Genomic DNA, 18,195 nt, shown 5'->3' on the forward strand with positions numbered 1-18,195 from the left:
CCAACTGATTTTTATATAGTTATTTGATAGTCGGTGATTTAATACTTCTTAAACCTTTCAAAACCCGTCAAAAATTTGTTAAAAAGTGTTAAAATGGGATGTTTCGAATAAAAAACGGGCTGTTTTTGATCAGGTTTTGCCCGGTTTTTAGTTAAAAAAGTGTTAAAATAAAACTTTAAAAAGTTCTGGGGTGCCCGGATCTGGTGTTTTTTATTTTATAAACAATGGAATTATTATCTTGTTCCACTTTTACATCACCCCGAAAATCTACCATGAAGAAACTACTGCTTTTTGCACCTATACTGTTTATACTTTCGTGCAGTACCGACCCCGCCCATAACCGCGAAAATCAAAAGCTTAACAGCCTGGCTGTTAAATATGTTAAACTGGGCCTCACCATAGGCCAATACGATCCCGACTTCGTGGATGCCTATTACGGCCCCGATTCGCTTAAACCTAAAACGGAGCCTGCCAAGGAGTTCCCAAAGGACAGCCTGCTTGCTGATGCCAATATATTAATGAATGAATTGAGGAACGTAGCGACCTCAGCCATAGTGGATTCCAATAAAATGCGTGCCGAATGGATGTCTGATCAGTTGCTTGCTTTTAGTCGCCGGATACGCATTTTTTCTGGTGAAGATCGGCCCTTTGATGAGGAATCACGCGAACTGTTTGGCGTAACCGCCCCGGTTTATACCGAAGATTATTTTAAGGCCCAGATAGCACAGCTGGACAGTATTTTACCCGGCAAAGGGCGTGTGAACGACCGCTTCCAGAAACTGGCCAATAAGTTCATCATCCCCAAAGATAAGCTCGATCCGGTGATCAAAGCCGCCATAGCCGAGGCCCGCAAACGTACACTGGCACACTATAAACTGCCTGCTGGTGAAACCTTTACACTGGAATATGTGACCAACAAACCCTGGAGCGGATACAACTGGTACAAGGGCGGCCACAAAAGCACCGTACAGATCAATACCGATCTGAAGATCTTTATCGACCGGGCAATTGATGTGGGCAGTCACGAAAGTTATCCCGGTCATCATGTGTATAATATGCTGCTGGAGAGGAATTTATATCATGATAAAGGCTGGGTGGAGATCTCGATGTACCCGCTGTTTAGTCCGCAGTCGTTAATTGCCGAGGGGAGCGCGAATTACGGTATCGAAATGGCTTTCCCAGGAGAAGAGAAAGTGAAATTTGCCAAAAGCGTGTTGCTGCCGCTGGCCGGTTTAGATACCGCGGGTGTCGACCTGTATTTCAAAGCTTTAGCTATAAAAGGTAACCTGAACTATGCCCGTAATGAAGCTGCCAGAGGGCTGGTAAACAATACCATGTCGCGCGATAAGGCCCGGAATTACCTGACCAAATACTGTTTGATGAATGATGAAACCGCCGATAAATCGCTCAGCTTTATCAAAAAATACCGGAGCTATGTGATCAACTATAATTATGGACTCGACCTGGTGAAAAACTATATTGAACGTAACGGCGGCACAGCCAAAGATCCTCAAAAACGTTGGGAACTGTTTGGGCAACTGTTGAGCCATGAGATTGCGCCTGCCAGTTTGGTGAAAAAGTAGATCATTGTTATGAAAATAAAGTTTATCCTCTTATCAGGTCTGTTTGCTATGGCCTATTGTTCCTGCAAACACAAGTCCACTGCACCACCAACGGCATATAGCGGCTGGCAAACTTATGCAGGCACCAGGGAGGGTAACCGTTATTCATCAAATGAAGAGATTAATTTAAGTAATGTATATCATCTGAAAGTAGCCTGGACCTTCAGCACGAAGGATAGGGATACGGCTAACCGCAGCCAGAACCAGTGTAATCCTATTATAGTTGATGGTGTGCTGTATGGTACAAGTCCCAAACTGAAACTATTTGCACTGGATGCTGCCACGGGCGCTCAGCGATGGATATTTGACCCGGCAAGCGTGGATACCAGCGGTAAAAACGACCCAATGGCCTATTATAAGGTGAGCAGGGGAGTGATCTATTGGCAAAACGACAAAGGCGGCGAAAAGCGTATTTTTTATAGTGTTGGTGCTAAAACTTATGCCATTGATGCCGAAGCCGGTACTCCCGTAAAATCATTTGGATTGGGCGGATATATTGACCTGACCAAAGATCTTGGTCGTGAAACCAAATCGTTTGTGGCGGGCACTACACCTGGCGTGGTTTATCATGACCTGTTTATCGTCGGTACGCGTGTGGCCGAATCTGCTGATGCCGCGCCGGGCCATATCCGGGCTTATGATGTCCGCACGGGTAAAATGCGCTGGATCTTTCATACCATACCACAGCCAGGCGAAAAGGGATATGAGACCTGGCAGGATACTACTGCATGGAAAAAGTTTGGCGGTGCCAACAGCTGGGCGGGTATGTCGCTGGATGAAAAGCGCGGTATCGTATACATTCCGACAGGTTCTATCGGCGGCGATTTTTATGGCGGTTTCCGCAAAGGGAAAAATCTGTTCGGCAATACCCTGCTGGCGCTGGATGCCGCTACCGGGAAGCTGAAATGGCATTTTCAGGTGGTACATCATGACCTATGGGATCGTGACCTGCCTGCCAATCCCAACCTGGTGACCGTTACCCATGATGGTAAACAAATAGATGCTGTGGCGCAGATCACCAAGCATGGTTATATCTTTATGTTCGACAGAACTAACGGCAAACCCATATTCCCGATAGAAGAAAAACCGGTACCTACGATGGCCTTGCCGGGAGAGCAACCCTGGCCAACTCAGCCTATACCAACTTTACCGGTGCCTTTTACCAGGCAAACTTTTAATCCGGAGGATGTAAGCGATATTTCGCCTGAAACACATCAGGATATGCTGCAGAAATACAATCAGGTTAAAAACAGGCTGATGTTTACTCCTCCCAGTAAGCAAGGCGGCTGGATATTCCCTGGTTTTGATGGCGGCGGTGAATGGGGTGGAGCAGCGGTTGATATGGAATCAAAGATCATGTATATCAATTGTTCCGAAATGCCCTGGGCGCAGGTGATGATCAATGTGCCAAAAGGTGGGGATGATCACTCGTTAAAAGGCATGGGGCAAATGATCTATAATAAAAATTGTATTGCCTGCCACGGGCCGGAGCTAAAAGGCAATGGTTCGTCGTATCCATCATTGGTGAACATCGGCAAAAAGTATAAAGAGGAGCAGATCAGCCAGATCATCACTAATGGGCGCAATATGATGCCATCATTTAAGCAAATACCCCCGGCCGATAAGAAAGCCCTGCTGGCTTTTTTGCTGAAATTACCTGATGCTAAAGCAGTCAAAATAATGGCCAAAGAACCCTCGGCCAATCATACAGCCAGCACCAAAACAGAGCAAAAAGCAATGGACGAAGTACCTTATACCATGACGGGCTACAACCGCTTTTTGGATAAGGACGGCTATCCCGGCATAAAACCACCCTGGGGTACGCTGAATGCTATCGACCTCACTTCCGGTAAACTACTATGGAAAGTACCGCTTGGCGAATACGCCGAACTCACCAAAAAAGGCATCCCGGTTACGGGCACCGAAAATTATGGCGGTCCGCTGGTAACCAAAGGCGGCCTGGTATTTATAGCCGCCACCAAGGATGAAAAGATTCGTGCCTTTGATAAAAAAACAGGCAAAGTGCTATGGGAAGCCCAGCTACCCGCAGCCGGTTATGCCACGCCTGCCACGTATTCCATTGATGGTAAACAATATGTGGTTATAGCCTGCGGCGGTGGCAAAATAGGCAGTAAATCGGGTGATGAGTATGTTTGCTTTGCGTTGTAGAAGTGTGAAATTTCTTGATTTAATCATTATCCAAAACAAGCTCTTAGGGTAATGTCATTAAGTTAAGGATACTCCGTAGGAGTAAAAGCTTTGTAGAAAGCAAAAATAAGTATTCAGCATGCCGTAGGTATGCAACCTGAGTGCAGTACCTACGGCACTGAATTGGAAATTGCCTTTTTCTACAAAGCTTTAACCCCTATGGGGTTTGCAAAATTCCTTAACTTAATGACATTGCTCTTAGCGGCTAAATTATATTGCTTGCAAATCCAACCAAAATTCGCATTTTTACGCCCAGCCAAATCTATAAATGCCTTTTATGAAGTCCAGAACTCTACTTGTTATTGCTTTTGTATTTTTATTTTCGGCGCTTAGTCTGAATCTATGCGCGCAGAGTACTTTTAAGCCACAGAAAGAACTGCTATCTACCATCAAAAAAAACTTTAAGGATGCGGCTGATCAGTATAAATTTCTGGCAAAACAGATAGGTCCGCAAGAGTTTCCTAAAACCTATCACCCGGATACTAAAAAACAGGAAAACAGCAATTCAGGCTGGTGGTGCAGCGGCTTTTATCCCGGTAGTTTATTATACCTGTATGAACAGGATCATGATCAGCAATTACTGACCGAAGCTAACCGCATACTGGGTGTTTTGGCCAAAGAACAATTTAATACGCATACGCACGACCTGGGTTTTATGATGTATTGCAGCTTTGGTAATGCCAACAGGATTGAACCCAAATCGGAGTATAAACAAATTTTAATTAATAGCGCTAAATCGTTATCTACCCGGTTTAACCCAACAGTGGGCTGTATCAAATCATGGGATTCTAAAAATCCGTCGGACTACCTGGTGATCATTGATAATATGATGAACCTTGAACTGCTGTTTTGGGCCACGCATGAAACCGGTGACTCCAGCTATTACAAAATAGCGGTTACCCATGCCAATACCACCATGAAAAACCATTTCAGGCCCGATTACAGCTCGTATCACGTGATTAACTATGATGCGCAAACAGGAGCGGTTAAAGAAAAGAAAACTGCGCAGGGTTTTGCCAATGAGTCGGCATGGGCCAGGGGACAAGCCTGGGGCCTGTATGGTTATACCGTGATGTACCGCGAAACCAAAGACAAAAAATACCTGGAGCAGGCGCAAAATATAGCTAAGTTTATCCTGACGAATCCAAATCTGCCGGATGATAAGATCCCTTACTGGGATTATAATGCCCCCAACATCCCTAATGCGCTGAAAGACGCGTCAGCGGCTGCTATAGCGGCTTCGGCCTTGCTGGAACTTTGCCGTTATGCCGATAACAACAAAGGGCAGGAATATTTTACAACTGCCGAAACCATTTTAAAAACATTATCATTACCCGCTTATAAAGCAGCAAGCGGCACAAACGGAGGTTTTATACTGGAGCATAGCGTTGGGCATTTACCCGGTCATAGCGAGGTTGATGTCCCCTTAACCTATGCCGATTATTATTTTATTGAAGCGATGAAAAGGTACCAGGCTTTTAACATAAAGAATAAAAACTAACGCTAATAAAGAAATCTATGGCATTTGGCAAATCGAGGGTAGAAGCTTTTAGTGATGGCGTTATTGCTATCATCATCACTATTATGGTGCTGGAAATGAAAGTACCTCATAGCGACAATTTTGCGTCGTTGAGGCCATTGATGCCTGTTTTGTTAAGTTACGCGCTCAGTTTTATTTATGTAGGCATTTACTGGAACAACCATCACCATATGTTCCATATCGTAAAATCGGTAAACGGAGCGGTATTATGGGCCAATCTTCACCTGCTTTTTTGGCTGTCCCTGATCCCTTTTGTAACCGGCTGGATGGGCGAAAATCATTTTACCCAACTACCCGTAGCCTGCTACGGATTTATACTGGCTATGAGCGGCGGTGCTTATACCATTTTAGAAAAAGCGCTGATCAGGCATAATGGCAAAAACTCGGTTATTGCCAGTGTGTTGGGGCGCGATTGGAAAGCAAAAAGTTCGGTGGTTATTTATGCCGCGGCAATTGGTATATCCTGGCTAAGTCCTGTTATTAGCTTTGTGTTATACGGAGTGGTTGCTGCCCTTTGGTTTATCCCCGACAAAAGAATTGAAAATAAATTAACCCACGAAGCGCTCCAAAGTAAAGAATAACTATTAGTTTATATACCCCTGCAAGCAAGTAAAAGATTATCGCCAAAAAGCTGCGGTTTTCTAAAAAGAATAAACTTTATCACAATAGTACTGTTATTGCACTTGATTTAATTTGTTTAATCGGGCGCATTAAAGGTTTATAAAAGTTTAATTATTGGGTATTATTATACACTAAACTATGTTTGAAATTACTCATGCAGATGAGAGAGAGTTGTTGATGCAGGTGGCTTCGGGTAATGAAAATGCCTTTCGCCGGCTTTTTATGAGGCATCACCAGCAGTTGGGGGGGCATATGCTACGTATAACAAACTCCATTGAACTGGCCGAAGAAATAGTACAGGATGTATTTGTGAAAATATGGTTCACCCGCGAATCATTGGTGCGTGTTGATAATTTTAAATCGTACCTATTTGTAATATCCAAAAACCATGCGCTAAACTGTTTGAAAAAACTGGCTAAAGAGCGTGCTATGATCAAACAATTGGAAGTGAGTGATAGCCCTAACCCCGAAACAGCCGGCACCAATATGTACTATAATTTATTGGATGAGGCTATTGATCAACTACCCCCTCAACAGCAAAAAGTATATTTACTGAGCAGGCATGGTCGCCTGAAATACACCGAAATAGCCGATCAATTGGAACTGTCACGCGAAACCGTAAAAAAATATTTGCAGATAGCTACCCTGTCCATAACCGAGTATGTGCATGAACATCTGGAAGTTATAGCGTTTCTAACTGTCGCGCTAAAAAGTTTTTTTATTTTTTTTAAAAGCTGATACCCCCTTTTTTACCCTGCTTGTTGTCATGTACGTGAGGTTTTCCTAAAACCCTTCATTTACCAATTATTTACTATGATAAACAATTACACGGTATGAGTGCATTGAATGCAAGGTTACGTTATCTTTTTAACAGTTATTATAATCAAACCGCTACCAGAGAGGAGCAGGATGAACTGTTTCAAATTATTAATGCCTCAACCAATGATGCTGAATTAGCGGCCCTTATTCAGCAAGCCTGGAATGATCTTGAAGTAAATGAACCTCTTTTTGCCCCCTCAAAAAGTATGGATATGTTAAATAATATCCTGAAAAATGGAAATCAGGACAATGTTCACATCATTAAGCCTCCCGATCAATATAAATTATGGTTACGATTGGGCACTGCCGCTGCATTGATGATCTTTTTAGGATTTGGGGCCTATGTATTGATCAATAAAAAAAAGCCTTCTGATACAAAAAAAAATATAGCCAAAACGCAGCCCCGGCATGATGTGCAGCCTGGAGGAAACAGGGCATTATTGACGCTTGCTAATGGTAAAACGATTTATTTAGATAATGCGCAAAACGGTGTACTGGCAAAAGAGGGGAGCACACAAATTAATAAAACGCGCGATGGGCAACTGGTTTATAAAGGTGGCAAAGATGCGGATGACAAGGGGGCGGTACCTATAAATACCATTACCACACCAAGAGGGGGGCAATATCAGTTGGTACTTAACGATGGAAGCAAGGTTTGGTTAAATTCAGCATCGTCATTAAGTTTTCCGGCTGTATTTACCGGTAAAACCAGGGATGTGGAAATTACCGGTGAGGCTTATTTTGAAGTAGCCAAAAACGCGGCTATGCCATTCAGGGTAAAAACTAACCACACTGTTATTGAGGTATTGGGCACCCATTTTAACACCATGGCTTATAATGACGAAGCCGCGATGAAAACCACCTTGCTGGAAGGATCTGTAAAAATAAGCAATAACAACTATACCAGTATTCTAAAACCGGGCCAGCAGGCTTCGTTAAATCAGAGCGGAGAGATCAGGGTGGTTAACGATGCTGACGCAGAAGATTCGATTGCCTGGAAAGATGGTCTGTTCCAGTTTACGGGTGCCAGCATCCAGTCTATCATGAGGCAGGCTGCCCGCTGGTACGATGTGGAAGTTAGTTATGAAGGCCAGATCCCGGTTAGAGAGTTTACCGGGCGTATATCCCGTAATGTAAAAGCGTCTGAACTTTTGGGGATGCTTAAATACGCGGGTGTTAATTTCAAAATAGAAGATAAACACATTACTATAATGCAATGATCCTGTTGATCAGGATAAACTAAATCTCAAGACAACTAATCAATTATTCACCTTAAACAACCCTATGATGGAAGAAATACCAAAGATAAGTTAGCTCCGGCGGGGGATCCACAACTTGTCATGCACTGTTTCTGCCCGGTATAATTCACACGGCAGAAATCCAGATACAGACATATAGATAAAAAAACCGGGAAGTGTTCGCTGCACTTTCCCGGCCAAACTATCTGGGTCCCAGAAAAATGCAATCAACGAATTGAATTTAATGTTTAACCCAAACACAACAAACTTATGAATTTTAATTCTAAGGCTACGCCTTTGGCATGGCCTCAATTATCCAAAATAATACTGGCTATGAAGCTAACGGCTATTATTATAATTGTAGCCCTTACCAATGTAAGCGCAAAAAGTTTTAGTCAGATAGTGACCTTGCATCAAAAGAACACTACAGTTGAAAAAGTTCTGAAAGCAATTGAAAAACAAACCGGCTATCATTTCTTATATGATAAAAAGGATGTATCCCATGCAGGCGGAATAAATGTTGAAGTATCGAACGCTACGCTACAGGAAGCACTTGATCAGTGTTTTAAGGATCAGCCTTTAACGTACAAGATATTCGAGGAAACCATTGTAGTTAAAAAGAAAGATGCCGAAGCACCAACCGCTCCCGCGGCGGCCTTTAAGGTGCAGGGTACAGTGAGTGATGATAAAGGTCCTCTTCCCGGTGTAAGTGTCAGGGTGAAGGGTTCAAACGTGGGGGTAGTTACCGATGTGAACGGTAAGTATACTTTAAACGCGCCCGATGCCAACGGAACCCTTGTGTTTAGCTTTGTTGGTTATGTGACACAGGAAGTGCCTATCGCTAATAAAGCACAGCTTGATGTAAAGCTTGTTGAAAGTCCAAAAGCGCTAAGTGAAGTGGTGGTGGTAGGTTACGGTACCCAAAAGAGAGTTGATCTTACCGGCTCTGTAGGTAGCGTAAGCGCCAAAGGATTGCAAGAACGCCCCGCGATTAACGTGGAGCAGGAGCTTGCCGGTAAAATTGCCGGTGTTAACGTATCAACAAACTCCGGTGCACCGGGTGGTGAAACCAAGATCCGGATACGTGGCTACAGCTCAATTAATGCGGCAACAGATCCGTTATATGTAGTGGATGGGGTGGTGTGGACCGCAGGTGGTGCATCCCTTAACCCTAATGATATTGAAACCATCGACGTACTGAAAGACGCTTCCTCAACAGCTATATACGGTACCCGTGGTGCTAATGGTGTAATTTTAGTAACTACCAAACGCGGTAAAAAAGGTGGTTCTGTAAGCTACGATGCTTATGGAAGTATCAGCTACATGGCCAAAGAACTGCCCGTATTAAATTCCAAAGAGTTTTTATCAGTTGAAGATCAGTCATATGCCAACATCCCTAAATATGACCCCACTGGCTGGGCTGCAGGTAAATATGTTGATGATGATCCTAAAAAGATCCGTACCGCACTGATTGGTAAATTGTTTGATCAGAATCTGAATCCACTGTATGACGTAGACTGGCAAAAAGCTACCACCCGGACAGCTTACAGCCAAAATCACAACGTTACGTTTACCGGCGGTTCTGACAACCTTACCTACGGTTTGTTCCTGAATTATGCCGATGATGAGGGTATTATATTGAATAGTTACCAAAGACGCTATAATGCCCGCTTAACAATTGATCACCAGGTAAAACCGTGGTTAAAAGTTGGCGCTACTATTAACTATAACAGCTCGGAACAGCGCACCGCAGATGACGGAACAGGTGGTAACAACATCCCGCGTATGCTTATTGAGATGATTCCGATTGTGCCTATAAGGTACCCGGATGGCACTTACGGTAAAAGAACCGACTATCCAAATATGGAGGGTGGCGACAACCCGGTTGCACAGGCTAATGAAATAGAAAACCTTTACAGAAAACGTGTATTTAGCGGTAACGGGTATTTAAACTTAAACCTTGCACCGGGCCTGGAGTTCCGTAGTACATTAGGTGTTACTACGCAGGCCAATTACAACCCACATTTTCAGAGTGGTTTAGTAGGTGGGGCAACGGCAGATCAAAGCAATAGCTCAGCTTCTATAAATGAATATAATGATACTTTCTGGCAGTGGGAAAATCACTTTACCTATAACAAAACGTTTAATAAAATACATTCATTAAATGTTGTTTTAGGTACAGAAAGGCAAAACTTTAATGAGTTGAGTGTTGGCTCATCAACATCGGGTTTAGCAGATAATTATTTTCAATTTAATAACCTCGGTGCTGGATCGGTACCAGGTACACCGGCTTCTGGTTATTATTCATGGCAGATCCAATCCTATTTTGCGAGAGTAAACTATGGTTATAAAGACAAGTATTTGTTAACGGTTACCGGTCGTGAAGATGGTTCATCGCGTTTTGGTACAGGTAAAAAGTATGGATTCTTCCCATCGGCGGCTTTGGCCTGGCGTGTTTCTCAGGAAGATTTCATGAAGGATAACAAAACCATTTCCGATCTGAAGCTTAGATTTAGTTATGGTTTAACCGGTAACTCCGAAATTGGTCAGTACAGATCACAAGCGTCGTTGCCCATAGGCAGCTATCCGTTTGGTGGCAACCGTAACTCGGCAACGGTAATTGATATCGGCAGCCCTGGCAACCCGGATCTGCAATGGGAAAAAACTTCGGAGTATAACTTCGGTTTGTCATTCGGCGTATTGAATAACAGGATCACCCTTGACGCTGATGCTTATTACAAAAAAACCAAAGCGTTGTTGTTAAATGCACCACTACCTGAAACCAGCGGATTTAACAGTGTATATAAAAACATTGGTAGTCTTGAAAATAAAGGTATTGAGTTAACGTTAAACACGGTTAACATTAAGACGGATAATTTTAGCTGGAATTCTACATTTAATATTTCCTTCCTGAAAAACAAGATATTGCATTTAGGGGAGGCAAATGATGATATTTTCCTTGACCCAACATTCCTTTCACAGTTTAACTTACTACGTGTTGGTCAGCCGGCCAGTGTTTTTTATGGTTATAAAGTGTTGGGTACCTGGGGTACCGGAGAAGCCGCTGAGGCAGCCAAGTACAACCTGTTGCCGGGAGACCTGAAAATTCAGGATACCAATGGTGATGGTAAGATCACCGTTGCCGATAAACAGATTCTGGGCAAATCAACCCCATCTGGTTATGGAACGTTTAGCAATACCTTCCGTTACAAAGCGTTTGACCTGGGCATCGAGTTGCAGTTTAACTACGGCAATCAGATCATGAATTTAACTCGCCACTCCGGTCAGGACCGTACTGGTCAGGCCAACAGCTATGCTACTGTGTTAAACGCATGGACGCCTACCAATCAGAATACCAGCATAGCACAGGATCGTCCGGCGTATGTTTATTATCAAACAGAGATCTACTCAACTAAAGTGGAGAGTGGTAGCTTCATCCGCGGCCGTAATGTAACCTTAGGCTATAATTTCCCGGATAATCTGGTTAAGAAAATAAAACTGAGTCGGTTAAGGGTATATGCACAAGGACAAAACCTGTTCCTGATCACCAAATATACCGGGTATGATCCTGAAACTTCAACCTATAACAGCAGCAGTAACTTTACCCAGGGTATACAATTTTACGATTATCCAAAGCCAAGAACCTTCTTATTGGGTTTAAATGCAAGTTTTTAATTAAATACCTCAATACGTATAATTATGAAATTTAATTTAAAAAAATACAGGATCGGTCTTTCAGCGCTGATCGTTATAGCAAGTGTATCTGGTTGCAAAAAATATCTTGATGAAGATAACCGCAGCAACTTTACACAGGAAAATTATTTTACCACTGCCAACCAGGCCCGTACTTTTGTGAACGGCATTTATGGGGGGTATATTAACAATATCAATTATGGTCTTTACTTTTTTCAAAATGGAGACGCATATGGTGAAGCCCCGTTTATTACACTGGAGCTTTTTGCCGGGCATACCACCACATTGGGGCAAAGTGTAAATAATAAAAAAGTAATAAACGAGAATACAGACCCAACCAACCCGGGTTTTGAAACCGTTTGGAAAAGTTGTTATACGGCTATTGAAGAAGCCAACCTTGCTCTTGCGCGCATTCCGGCTATCAGTATGGATGCTACCGTTAAAAAGTCGTTATTAGGTGAGGTTTACTTTTTGAGGGCCTTTTACTATTATCACCTGGTAAGGTTATACGGCGATGTTCCTTTGATAACCCAGCCAGTTGATCTGTCAAGTCCGCTTTTATACCCGGCCCGTACACCACAGGCACAGGTATATGATCTGATCGTTAGTGATCTGCTTGCTGCAGAGCAATCTGGTTTGCCTAATACCGATCAAACAGGTAAGGTATCATTAGGCGCGGTACACACCTTGCTTTCGAGTGTTTATTTAACCATGGCCGGTTATCCTTTGCAAAAAACAGAAAACTACCAGAAAGCTGCTGATGAAGCCAAACAGGTACTGCCTTTGTATACACTGTTTACAGATTATGCTTATTTGCATGACAATCCGCACAAAAATCAGGGCGAACTAATCTTCCAAAGTCAGTACCTGGTAGGTGTGGCTACTAATGCTATAACTCAATTAACGGTGCCTTTCAACTTACAGGTCGGTGCTTATGGGGATCACCTGGGAGCAATGATCCCGACAAACGCTTTCTTTGCCAGTTATGAAGCCGGGGATAAACGTACAGAGGAAAAGCAATTCTATTTTTCTAAATACCCGGATGCTAATAATCCTGCTGATACGATCATTTTTGGAGAGCACTGCCTGTATAAATATTTCCAGGTTGAAAGCTCGGTACCAGGTACGGCTAATAGTGGCAAATGCGATGAAAACTGGACGCTTTTACGCTTGCCGGAAGCCATGCTGATTTATGCTGAAGCATCAAATGAAGTAAATGGCCCCACCGCTGATGCTTACGATGCGGTTAACCAGATACGTGCCCGCGCAAATCTGGCACCATTAAGCGGTTTAACAAAAGATCAGTTCCGCGTAGCTATCTGGAAAGAACGCTATCATGAACTGGCTTATGAAAACAAAGCATATTTCGATATCCAGCGGACCCATCAGATATATGATGTTAAGAACAACACTTTTGGTCCGGCAACCTCTACTGCAAACGAACAGGGGGTTACCATGAAAGATCAATATTACTTGTGGCCAATCCCGCAGCGTGAGATAGCGACAAACAGTAAGCTAACCCAAAATACAGGTTGGTAATAACATTTTCAGAACAACAAAGAAGCCCTCCATTTTCGGAGGGCTTCTTTGTTTAATGCCATTCTTCGTTGTAAACAAATTTGGGCATCTGCCAGTTATAACGGATAGATAACAGGCGTAATGCCAAACCAATAATACATGCCAGTACTATGGCAAGCTCAGAACTACCGCCCAGATATTCTATGCCTAAATAAGCCGCGCCGGTAACTATAGAGGCACTGGCATAAATCTCTTTATGAAACAGCAGTGGGATATCATTACATAAAACATCACGAAGCACCCCGCCCGCGCAGCCGGTGATCATGCCGCTGAACATTACAATAATGGGAGGGAGGTTTATTTGCTGCGCTATCTGGCAGCCTATAATGGTGAATACCACCAAACCCAGTGCATCAAGATATAAGAATAGCTTTTTGAGCTTGGTCATTAACGAGGCGATGATAGCAGCCAATATAGCTGCCCCGGCTGTTATGAGCAGGTATTCCGGGTGTTCAACCCAGCTCATGGGGTAATGGTTAAATAAAATATTGCGTACAGTGCCTCCGCCCAGCGCGGTAACCCAGGCAATGATACAAACACCTACCCAATCCATATTACGCCTTCCGGCTGATAAGGCGGCTGTCATGGCTTCGGCAATAATGGCAACGATGTATAATATATGCAACATGATGATCCAAGGGATTTTGAGTGCGAATTTACGTACAGCTCAAATATAATTATTCGGGGCTACTAAATAAACGATGTTTGGATGACGCTCTGAAGGATGGCTATTCGGCCTTATTAAGCCAGTTTTTGCCTTCGCTAAAACGGGTTACCAGCATAGCGGCAACTGTATCACCGGTAGCGTTTAATAAGGTAGCCATGGGATCAACCAGGGTGCCAATGATCATGGCAGGAGGGAGTGCCTCGGGCGGAAATCCATAAGCCGATATAAATAACAGTTCTCCGATGTAACCTCCATTAGGTATACCCCCTTCAACCAGGCTTACCAGTACCGTCATGCCCAGGGCCAGGGCAATAGTATCGGCGCTATTAAAGCTTTTGCCGAACAGTGCAAAAACCACCACCATTTTTACGATGGAGGAGATACTTGAGCCATCCTTATGCAGGGTACCGCCCAGTGGGATGGTTACATTGGCAATAACATCCGGAATGCCTATTCTTTTTGCGGCATCCAAATTGGCGGGTATCGTAGCTATGCTGCTGCAGGTGCCCACAGCCGTTGCCGATGGGATAATGTTGTTGCGCCAGTACTTTTTTATCCCGTTTACACCACCGGCTATAAAGGCATATAAACTGAAGATCACTACAAAATAAAAAGCTCCCACACCATAATATAAACCCATGGAACGGGCATAACCACCAAACAATTGCGGACCGAATACCCCAACCTGGTAAGCAAAATATGCCCCCAAACCAATTGGCCCTAATTTCATGATCAGGATAAATATATTTTTAAATACCTCGTTACCGCTATGTAAAAAACGGGCAAAGGAGGCTCCTTTTTCACCCGAACGTAAAGTGGCAAAGCCTATCAGTATCGAAAATATAATAGCGGCCAGCATACTTTTCCGGGAGAGCAGTTCATAAAATTCGCTGGTGGTAAATAACTGGGTAAGCTGATCGCCAAAGGGTTTTTTGACAATGGTTTCGGTGATGGGACTGGCAACCAAATGCTGATGAATTGGAAATATCCATGTGGCTATAATGGTGATAATGGCTGCTACCAGCACAGTGCCTACAAATACCACGGAAGTAATACCTAATAAGCGACCAAGGCGTTTTGACCCATCGAGCCCGGCAATGGCCGATGCGATGGCAAAAAACACCAATGGTACCACCGCTGTGAATAATAGGTTCAGGAAAATATCGCCGATAGGTTTAATGAGCTCCACCTTTTTGTCCAAAAATAAACCGGCTATACTGCCCGCTATAATACCAATCATGAGCATGATAATGCCCTTGTAATTTTTGAACCAGCTATTCATTGGGCTAATATAGTTTTTATAAGGCAAAATATCTTCTGGTATAGGGTACGATGCGGGCACATCTTTTTGACGAACTCATAATTTTGAAAAGCTGCTCCAGAGGAGCAATATGTCGGTAGAAATAATAAAATCCCGCCTTTTTAGTGCCGTAGGTACTACACTAACCAGGAAGGTTAAGATTGACGTAACCTACGGCACGTAAATTTTTTAACCCTATTTCTACCGACATTCAACCCCTCGGAGGTATCAAAAAGATGTGTTCACACAATAGCCTGGTATATGGGGCTAAACTCAAGCTGAATTTTTAGCTGATTATAATAAAAATGTATCAGTATTTTTATTTGGATTTATTCTAAATAAAAATAACTTTGCGCCATTGAACCGCTATCGGTTTAAACATATATAACTATTGACCCTTAATGCAATTTATTCCAAAGCCATGACGCAATTTTTACGAAAAAATCACCCTCCCGCATTCGGTTTCATATTCTCTATATTTTTAACACTTTGCCTGAATACCGGTTCTGCATCGGCACAAACACAAACAGGCAGCATAAAAGGTATCGTTAAAACCGGCGATAACGAACCTATAGGCCTGGCTACCCTGCTGATCAAGGAAACCAATCAGCGCACCATGACCAGTGTAAATGGTCGTTTCAACTTTAAAAGGGTAAAACCGGGTACTTATACCTTGGTAGCTTCATTTGTAGGTTCAACCACCAAATCGCAGCAGATTACCGTTGCAGAAAACACCGAGGCTGTTGCCGAATTTATACTGGAAGATGATAGTAAAAACTTACAGGAAGTGAGTGTAAAGGGTCATAAAACCAATAAATTCCTGAAAAAGGAAACGGAAGATGTGGCCCGTTTGCCACTTAAAAACCTGGAGAACCCGCAAGTATACAGCGTAGTAACCAGCGAACTGATGAAAGAGCAGGTGGTAACCAGCTATGTGGATGGCTTTAAAAATATCCCTGGTACAGGTGTGCCATTGGTATACAACAACGGGCGCACCACGCTTTTATCCCGTGGATTTACTACAGGTAACTTTATCCGTAACAGTGTAGCCGGCTATAACTTTAATGCTATTGACCCTGCCGATATTGAAAAAATTGAAGCTATCAAAGGGCCCACAGGCACACTGTTTAACAGTAGCTTAGCCTCATTTGGCGGTTTGTTTAACCGTGTCACCAAGCAGCCTTTTGGTACGCCGCGTACCGAAATAAGCTACAATACAGGCAGTTTCGACCTTAATCGCTTAACCGCTGATGTAAATACGCCATTGAACCAGGATAAAACATTATTATTTCGTGTTAATACCGCCCTGCACACGGAGCACAGCTTTCAGGATGCCGGCTATAACCGCAGTTTTTTTGTAGCGCCAAGCATCACTTATATTATTAATGACCGTTTATCTGTTGATGTTGACGCGGAGATAGGTAACGGCAGCGCCACATCAGCTTACCGCCTGGCACCAGATCCTAAAGCTAAAATATACAATATTAAAGATCTGGGTATAGATTATAAACGTTCCTTTGCCAACAACAACCTCGATTACCAGAGCCGTCAAATTGATATTTATGGATTGATTAATTACAAAATCTCTGATAGCTGGAAATCACAAACCATGTTCAACAAAACCTTTTCTACAACCAAAGGCTATGTAACGGCAATGACCATCGCTGACACAGCGATCAGACGGCAGGTAACTAAAGAAGATTATCCTTACTATATCACCAATGTACAACAGAATTTTATTGGCGATTTTAAAATAGGTAAATTCCGCAACCGTATCGTTACCGGTTTTGAGTACTACAATCAAAAAAGCAACAATACGAATGTTGTTGTAAGCATGCCACTGATCAATTACAAAACACCTGGCGCTGCTTATAATAATTATACCCCTGAGAAAGTTTCGGCACTCATTGCGGCTCAGGCCCCAAAACCGGGTGATTATGTTCAAAATAACCAGAGTTCATATGCCGCCTATGTATCGGATGTTTTTAATATTACCGATAAGTTGAACGCCATGACCAGTATCCGTATTGACCGTTTTATAAACAAAGGCGCTTATACCCCTGCTGATGGTAAAACTACTGGTAATTTTAACCAAACGGCATGGTCGCCAAAATTTGGTTTGGTTTACCAGTTGGTTAAAGACAAGGTATCGTTGTTTGGTAACTATATGAACGGTTTTAATAATGTTACAGCTACCAGCTTTGACAATACGCCGTTTAAACCGCAATACGCCAACCAATGGGAAGGCGGTGTAAAAGTTGATGTGTGGGATCATAAGATCAGCTCAACTATTAGCTACTATGATATTTCGGTAACCAATACCACCATGGATGACCCGGCACATCCGGGATTTTCGACCCAGGCAGGTACCCAGTTAAGTAAAGGTATCGAGGCCGAACTGATAGCCAATCCGTTTGCCGGCTTTAACATTGTGGGCGGTTTTGCTTATAATAACAGTAAAATAACCAGTGCTGCGCCAGGCACAGGTTTACAAGGTTTACGCCCTGCGGCATCGGGCCCTGCACGCCTGGCTAATTTATGGGCAAGCTATCGTATCACTAATGGTATGGTAGAAGGTTTAGGTTTTGGTGTAGGCGGTAATTACGGCAGCTCATCGTACCAAACCAATACGGCAACATTTAAGTTCACTATACCATCATACACTACCATAGATGCCACGGCATTTTACGATCAGCCTAAATACCGCATTGGTGTAAAATTTGATAATTTGACTAACGAAAAATACTGGTCGTTCCGTTTAGCGCCGCAAAATCCAACCAGGTTTACACTTAACCTAACGCTTAAAATGTAAGCTGTTAAAGCATTATAAAAAGCCTGCTGAAACCCAAGTGATCAGCAGGCTTTTTTGTTGATTCTGCTATTGGGATACACAAATATGCGTCTCCCAA

The 18,195-nt window shown here is 43.1% G+C and carries 11 protein-coding genes; 9 read left to right on the forward strand and 2 right to left on the reverse strand.

What is annotated here, in order from left to right:
• Nucleotides 1-272: 272 nt before the first annotated feature.
• The 8 genes from ACNURT_RS12130 to ACNURT_RS12165 all read left to right on the forward strand — a co-directional run bounded on the left by ACNURT_RS12130 (nt 273) and on the right by ACNURT_RS12165 (nt 13,280).
• The gene (locus tag ACNURT_RS12130) at nt 273-1,583 is read left to right on the forward strand and encodes a hypothetical protein (protein WP_419701959.1); all 1,311 of its coding nucleotides are present in this window, start codon (nt 273-275) and stop codon (nt 1,581-1,583) included.
• A gap of 9 nt (nt 1,584-1,592) precedes the next feature.
• Nucleotides 1,593-3,791: a PQQ-binding-like beta-propeller repeat protein gene (locus tag ACNURT_RS12135; RefSeq protein WP_419701960.1), complete on the forward strand. Its 2,199-nt coding sequence runs from the start codon at nt 1,593-1,595 to the stop codon at nt 3,789-3,791.
• 316 nt (nt 3,792-4,107) lie between these two features.
• On the forward strand, nt 4,108-5,331 hold the full coding sequence (locus ACNURT_RS12140; protein ID WP_419701961.1) for a glycoside hydrolase family 88 protein: 1,224 nt from the start codon (nt 4,108-4,110) through the stop codon (nt 5,329-5,331).
• A gap of 17 nt (nt 5,332-5,348) precedes the next feature.
• Nucleotides 5,349-5,951 carry a TMEM175 family protein gene (locus ACNURT_RS12145; RefSeq protein WP_419701962.1) on the forward strand — a complete coding sequence of 201 codons (603 nt, stop codon included), beginning with the start codon at nt 5,349-5,351 and terminating at the stop codon, nt 5,949-5,951.
• Nucleotides 5,952-6,129: 178 nt separating this feature from the next.
• Nucleotides 6,130-6,729 (forward strand): RNA polymerase sigma factor, encoded by a 600-nt coding sequence (locus ACNURT_RS12150; RefSeq protein ID WP_419701963.1) that lies wholly within the window; start codon nt 6,130-6,132, stop codon nt 6,727-6,729.
• 95 nt (nt 6,730-6,824) lie between these two features.
• Nucleotides 6,825-8,030: a FecR family protein gene (locus tag ACNURT_RS12155; RefSeq protein WP_419701964.1), complete on the forward strand. Its 1,206-nt coding sequence runs from the start codon at nt 6,825-6,827 to the stop codon at nt 8,028-8,030.
• Nucleotides 8,031-8,318: 288 nt separating this feature from the next.
• Nucleotides 8,319-11,723, forward strand: a complete 3,405-nt coding sequence (locus ACNURT_RS12160; RefSeq protein WP_419701965.1) for a TonB-dependent receptor — start codon at nt 8,319-8,321, stop codon at nt 11,721-11,723.
• A gap of 24 nt (nt 11,724-11,747) precedes the next feature.
• Nucleotides 11,748-13,280: a RagB/SusD family nutrient uptake outer membrane protein gene (locus ACNURT_RS12165; protein WP_370994139.1), complete on the forward strand. Its 1,533-nt coding sequence runs from the start codon at nt 11,748-11,750 to the stop codon at nt 13,278-13,280.
• 52 nt (nt 13,281-13,332) lie between these two features.
• Here the strand turns inward: ACNURT_RS12165 and ACNURT_RS12170 are convergent, their stop codons facing one another.
• Together ACNURT_RS12170 and ACNURT_RS12175 are read right to left on the reverse strand one after the other, a co-directional pair.
• Nucleotides 13,333-13,947, reverse strand: coding sequence for a trimeric intracellular cation channel family protein (locus ACNURT_RS12170; RefSeq protein ID WP_370994138.1), 615 nt, complete (start codon nt 13,945-13,947; stop codon nt 13,333-13,335).
• Between the two features lie 100 nt (nt 13,948-14,047).
• Nucleotides 14,048-15,268, reverse strand: a complete 1,221-nt coding sequence (locus tag ACNURT_RS12175) for a dicarboxylate/amino acid:cation symporter (protein WP_419701966.1) — start codon at nt 15,266-15,268, stop codon at nt 14,048-14,050.
• Nucleotides 15,269-15,707: 439 nt separating this feature from the next.
• Between ACNURT_RS12175 and ACNURT_RS12180 the strand changes: the two genes are divergently transcribed.
• On the forward strand, nt 15,708-18,098 hold the full coding sequence (locus ACNURT_RS12180) for a TonB-dependent receptor domain-containing protein (protein WP_419701967.1): 2,391 nt from the start codon (nt 15,708-15,710) through the stop codon (nt 18,096-18,098).
• The last annotated feature ends 97 nt before the right edge of the window (nt 18,099-18,195 follow it).

The organism is Mucilaginibacter sp. NFX135, assembly GCF_048565145.1.
In the GTDB taxonomy this organism is placed as follows: domain Bacteria; phylum Bacteroidota; class Bacteroidia; order Sphingobacteriales; family Sphingobacteriaceae; genus Mucilaginibacter.